Below are 4723 nucleotides of genomic sequence, written 5' to 3'. Positions count from 1 at the left end.
GCCCAGCCGGGCGATCAGGCCGTGCAGCACGTCGACGGTCGCCCGGGCGTCGTCGAGGGCGCGGTGGACCGGCTGGGTGGCCGCGCGGAAGTGCCGGGCCAGCGTCGAGAGCTTGTGGTTGGGCACCTCGTCGGCGATGAGGGCCCGCCGGGCGATGGCGGCGGTGTCGAGCACGAGCGGCTTGGGCCACGCGTAGCCGTGCTTGGCGCAGGCGGCCTTGAGGAAGCCGACGTCGTAGGGCGCGTTGTGGGCCACCCAGACCGCGCCGGCGGCGAACTCCAGGAACGCGGGCAGGACCGTGTCGATCTTCGGCGCCTCCAGCAGCATCACCTCGGTGATGCCGGTCAGCACCGTGATGAACGCGGGCAGCTGCTCCTCGGGGTTGACCAGCGTGCCGAACTCGCCCAGGAGCTCGCCGCCGCGGATCTTGACCGCGCCGATCTCGGTGATGCCGCCGCCGTCCGGCGCGCCGCCCGTCGTCTCCAGGTCGACCACGACGAACGTGCTCGAGAACAGCGTCGCGGCGCGCGGATCGTCGAACAGTGCATCGAGCGTTTCCTGGTGGTAGTCGGGCACGGCCGCACACTACGCACAGGGTCTGACAAAAAATCCTCAGCGGGACGGGAAACGCAGCTCGAATCGCACGTCCGGCGCGCCGCCGTCGGCCGGCCTCGAGGCCACCGTGACGCCGTGAGCTCGCAGGATGCCGGCGACCGCCCGTGGTACCGGCTCGTCGGCCGGGCGACGGCCGGCGAGGTCCGCCTGCCACTCCGGCACGGTCGAGCCGCCGGCGTGGGCGATCTCGATCGTCGGCGGCGGCAGGCCGAGCACCCGCACCGCGACCCGGCCACCCGCGGGCGTCGTCTTCAGCGCGGTGAAGACGACATAGTCCAGCGCCCGCGACAGTTTCGCGGGATCCCCGTGTACCGCACCGTCGTCCTTCAGCGCGAGCGTGATCGCGGTGTTGCGGGCGTCGGCGATGCAGCGCAGCTCCCGGATCCGCGCCTCGGTCAGGTAGGCCAGGTCGACCGTGCGCGGGTCGGGGATGCCGTCCAGCTCGTCGGCGACGACCGGGAGGCGCAGCTCCATCAGCTCGGTGACCTGGTGCGCGAGGGCCCGCAGGCCGCGCATCTGGTCGAGGCTGAGCCGGTGCGGGGCGTGGTCGAGGACGCACAGCGTGCCGAGCGCGGCGCCTGCGCTGGTCAGCAGCGGGGCCCCGGCGTAGAACCGGATGCCGTCCGTGCACCGCACGAACGGGTTGTCGGCGAACCGCGCGTCGGCGGTCGTGTCGGGCACCACCATGAGGTCGCGGCCCATGATCGCGTGGGCGCAGAAGGCCACCTCGCGGGGCGTCTCCGAGCCCGGGAGGTCGCCGAACTTGGCCTTGAACCACTGCCGCCCGGTGTCGATCAGCGTGACCAGCGAGATCGGTGCGCCGCAGATCTCGCCGGCGATCCGGACGATGTCGTCGAAATCGGTCTCGGGTGGTGTGTCCAGGACGGCCATCGCGTGCAGGGCGTTGATCCGTTCGGTTTCGTTGTGAGGCACCGGAACGGCCATTTCTCCGCCTCCCCTGCCGGTCACTCAATAGGGCTAAACCAGGATATGTCAGCTTTTAGCCGTTCGAGGGAAGGCGGCCGTCTCCGACTCCATCCCGGGCGAATCTGGTCGACAATGCGACACTGGACTGATGTCCGTGCACGACGACCCCGACGACCTCACCACCGAGGCCGCGGTGACGTCTGCGCAGCCTGCGGATGATCAGCTCGAACCGGTTCTTCCGGAGACCGTCCGCCAGCGCGTGATCGCGCTCGCCGCCGGGGCGATCACCGGGGTACCACTGGATGAGCTCCCGATGCCGTTGCGGCGGGTGGCGAAGTTCGCCCCCAACCGCCGGGCCCGCCTCGGTGGGCCGGTCATCGCCATGCAGCTCGCCGGCGACCCGCTGCTGCGGCAGCGGCTCGCCACCCGGGTGGTCAACGACGCCGGCGACCTGGGCGCCTCGATCCTGGAGGGGGCGGCACCGGCCGCCGCCGACCCGGTCGAGGTCGCCGCGCTGGCCTACCTGGCCCGCCCCGACGGCTGGCGGTCCCTGATCGCCGACGCCACCGAGTCCGTCCGGGCGGACGCCGAGAACGCCGTGGCGGCCGACCGGATCCGCGACGTCGAGCACCGGCTCGCCCGCGCCGAGCACGACCGGGCGGTGGCCCGCGTCGAGGCCGACAAGCTGCGCGACGAGCTGGCCCGGCTCCGCGACGAGGCGGCGGGGCTGCGCGAGGAGGTCCGCTCGCTCGGCAAGACGCTGCGCGAGACCCAGGCCCGCGAGCGCAAGGCCACCGACATGCTGTCGGCCGAGAAGGGCCGGGCCGGCCGCGCCACCGCCGACCACGACGCCGAGCTGCGCCGCCTGCGCGCCAAGCTGGCCGAGGCCGAGACGGCGGCGGGTGCCCAGCGGCAGAGCGCCAAGGACGCCCGCGCGGTCGACGACGCCCGCCTCTGGCTGCTGCTGGAGACGATCGGTCAGGCGGCCGTCGGCCTGCGCCGCGAGCTGGCCCTCGACCCGACCGACAAGCTCCCCGCCGACTTCGTGGCCGACGCCTCGGCCGACCGCCCGGAGAGCGGCGCCGGCGCCGCGGCCCGGGCCCTCGACGCCGACGACCCGGCCCGCCTCGACCAGCTCCTCGGCCTGCCGAAGGCGCACCTGATCGTCGACGGCTACAACGTGACCAAGAAGGGGTACGCCGAGATCTCGCTGGAGCAGCAGCGCAACCGGCTCATTGCGGGCGTCGGCGGGCTGGCCGCGCAGACCCGGGCCGAGGTCACGGTGGTGTTCGACGGCGCCGAGCGGGTCCACGGGCTGCCACCGGCACCGCGCGGGGTGCGCGTGCTCTTCTCCCGCAAGGGCGAGACCGCCGACGAGCTGATCCGGCGCCTGGTCCGGGCCGAGCCGGCGGGCCGGCCGATCGTGGTGATCTCCTCCGACAAGGAGGTTGCCGACGGGGTGCGCCGCCACGGGGCGTACCCGCTGGCGTCCGACACCCTCCTGCGCCGCCTGTCACGCTCCTGACCTGCGGATATCCGTTTTTGTCGTACCCCACCTCTACCGTGTGTGTTGCCCCGACATACGGAGGAGGAGCGATGCTCGTCGACTGCGACAGCTGCTCGGTCCGCGGCAACGCCTGCAGCGGATGCGTGGTGACCCTGCTGCTCGACACCCCACCGGCGATCCACCAGCTCGCCGCGGCCGAGGTCCGGGCCATCGAGGTGTTCGAGCTGGCCGGCTTCGAGGTCACCGTGCTGGAGCCCACCCACGTGGAGGCCGGCGCCGGTGACACACCGCGGCGGCCCCGGCGCCGGCGCGCGGCATAAGCTGACGCGATGACTTCTCGGCAGTGGGCCGCGACCACCCTGGTCGTGCTCGTCCTCGCCGCGGCCGTGGTCGCGCTGCTGCGGGTGCCGCTGACGGCGCCGCCCGCGCCGCGCGCCGACCAGCTGGACGCGCTCGCGACGCTGCCGGCCGACGCGGTCGCCAAGGGGCGGGAGTTCCGCGGCGCGCTGCGTCCTTCCATGTATCTCTCGATGGCGCTCGGCCTGGTCGTCGCCCTGCTGCTCGGCCTCACGCCGGCCGGCGCGTGGATCGTCGAGCAGGCCGGCCGCCCGTTCAACGGCCACTGGCTGGGCCGGGCCCTGCTCGGCGGCCTGGCCGTGGTGTTCGTCGGCGAGGTCGTCGCCCTGCCGATCGCCGCCTGGCGCCAGTCCATCCTGCGGCGCTACGGGCTGTCCACCCAGGACTGGGGGGCGTGGACCGTCGACGTCCTCAAGGGCTACGCGGTGGGCGCCGTCATCGGCGCCATCGTGCTCGTCGGCTTCTTCACCGTCACCCATTTCGCCCCGCGCTGGTGGTGGGCCTGGGGCGCGGCCGGCGCGGCCGCCCTCACCGTGCTGCTCACGTTCGTGTTCCCGGTGCTCGTGGAGCCGATCTTCAACAAGTTCACCCCGATGCCGGAGGGCGAGCAGCGCACCCGGCTCATGGCGATGGCCGAGCGCGACGGCGTGCCCGTCCGCGACGTGCTCATCGCCGACGCCTCCCGCCGCACGCGGGCGGTCAACGCCTACGTGTCCGGGTTCGGCCCGACCCGCCGCATCGTCGTGTACGACACGCTGCTCAAGGAGGCGCCGCCGGCCGAGGTCGAGTCGGTCGTCGCCCACGAGCTCGGCCACGCCAAGGACAACGACGTGTTCACCGGCACGCTGCTGGGCGCGCTGGGCGCCGCGGCGGCGGTCTGCGCGCTGTACCTGCTGGGCTCCTGGGCCGGCCTCTTACGCCTGGCCCGGGTCGACTCCATCGCCGAGCCGCGGGCCGTCGCCCTGCTGCTCGCGGTGGCCGCGGTGGCCGGGCTGTTCGCGGGCCCGCTGCAGTCGTTCGTGTCGCGGCGCGTCGAGGCCCGGGCCGACCAGCACGCCTTGGAGCTGACGGGCGACCCGGCGGGCTTCGAGGCCATGCAGTCCCGGCTGTCCCAGGTCAACCTGGGCGACCCCGACCCCAACCCGGTCGAGCAGTTCCTGTTCGGCTCCCACCCGACGACGGTCGAACGCATGGCGGCGGCCCGCGCCTACGCCCGCGGCGCCCGATGACCCGTTCCGCACCCCGCCTGGCGGCCTCGCCCCGCGCGGCGGCCCTGTCTCGCGCGGCGGCCCTGTCTCGCGCGGCGGCCCTGTCTCG

Annotated in this window: 5 protein-coding genes; 3 read left to right on the top strand and 2 right to left on the bottom strand. The window is 73.7% G+C overall.

All coding sequences use genetic code 11. From position 1 onward, the window contains the following. Positions 1-576: exonuclease domain-containing protein (locus tag ABZS66_RS55840; RefSeq protein WP_354772160.1), on the bottom strand; the 576-nt coding region annotated here is incomplete at its 3' end. Positions 577-612: 36 nt separating this feature from the next. Next, on the bottom strand, positions 613-1548 hold the full coding sequence (locus ABZS66_RS55835; protein ID WP_354772158.1) for a GAF domain-containing protein: 936 nt from the start codon (positions 1546-1548) through the stop codon (positions 613-615). A gap of 142 nt (positions 1549-1690) precedes the next feature. Here ABZS66_RS55835 and ABZS66_RS55830 point away from each other — a divergent pair, with 142 nt between their 5' ends. The 3 genes from ABZS66_RS55830 (at position 1691) to ABZS66_RS55820 (ending at position 4635) form a co-directional block, all read left to right on the top strand. After that, entirely contained in the window at positions 1691-3067 is a 1377-nt protein-coding gene (locus ABZS66_RS55830) for an NYN domain-containing protein (protein ID WP_354772156.1), read from the top strand. Positions 3068-3138: 71 nt separating this feature from the next. Beyond that, positions 3139-3369: a hypothetical protein gene (locus tag ABZS66_RS55825; protein ID WP_354772154.1), complete on the top strand. Its 231-nt coding sequence runs from the start codon at positions 3139-3141 to the stop codon at positions 3367-3369. Positions 3370-3378: 9 nt separating this feature from the next. Beyond that, positions 3379-4635, top strand: coding sequence for a M48 family metallopeptidase (locus ABZS66_RS55820; RefSeq protein ID WP_354772152.1), 1257 nt, complete (start codon positions 3379-3381; stop codon positions 4633-4635). The last annotated feature ends 88 nt before the right edge of the window (positions 4636-4723 follow it).

Origin of the sequence: Dactylosporangium sp. NPDC005572, assembly GCF_040605515.1 — a bacterium.
GTDB lineage: Bacteria > Actinomycetota > Actinomycetes > Mycobacteriales > Micromonosporaceae > Dactylosporangium.
This window is presented reverse-complemented; position numbering and strand designations above follow the sequence as displayed.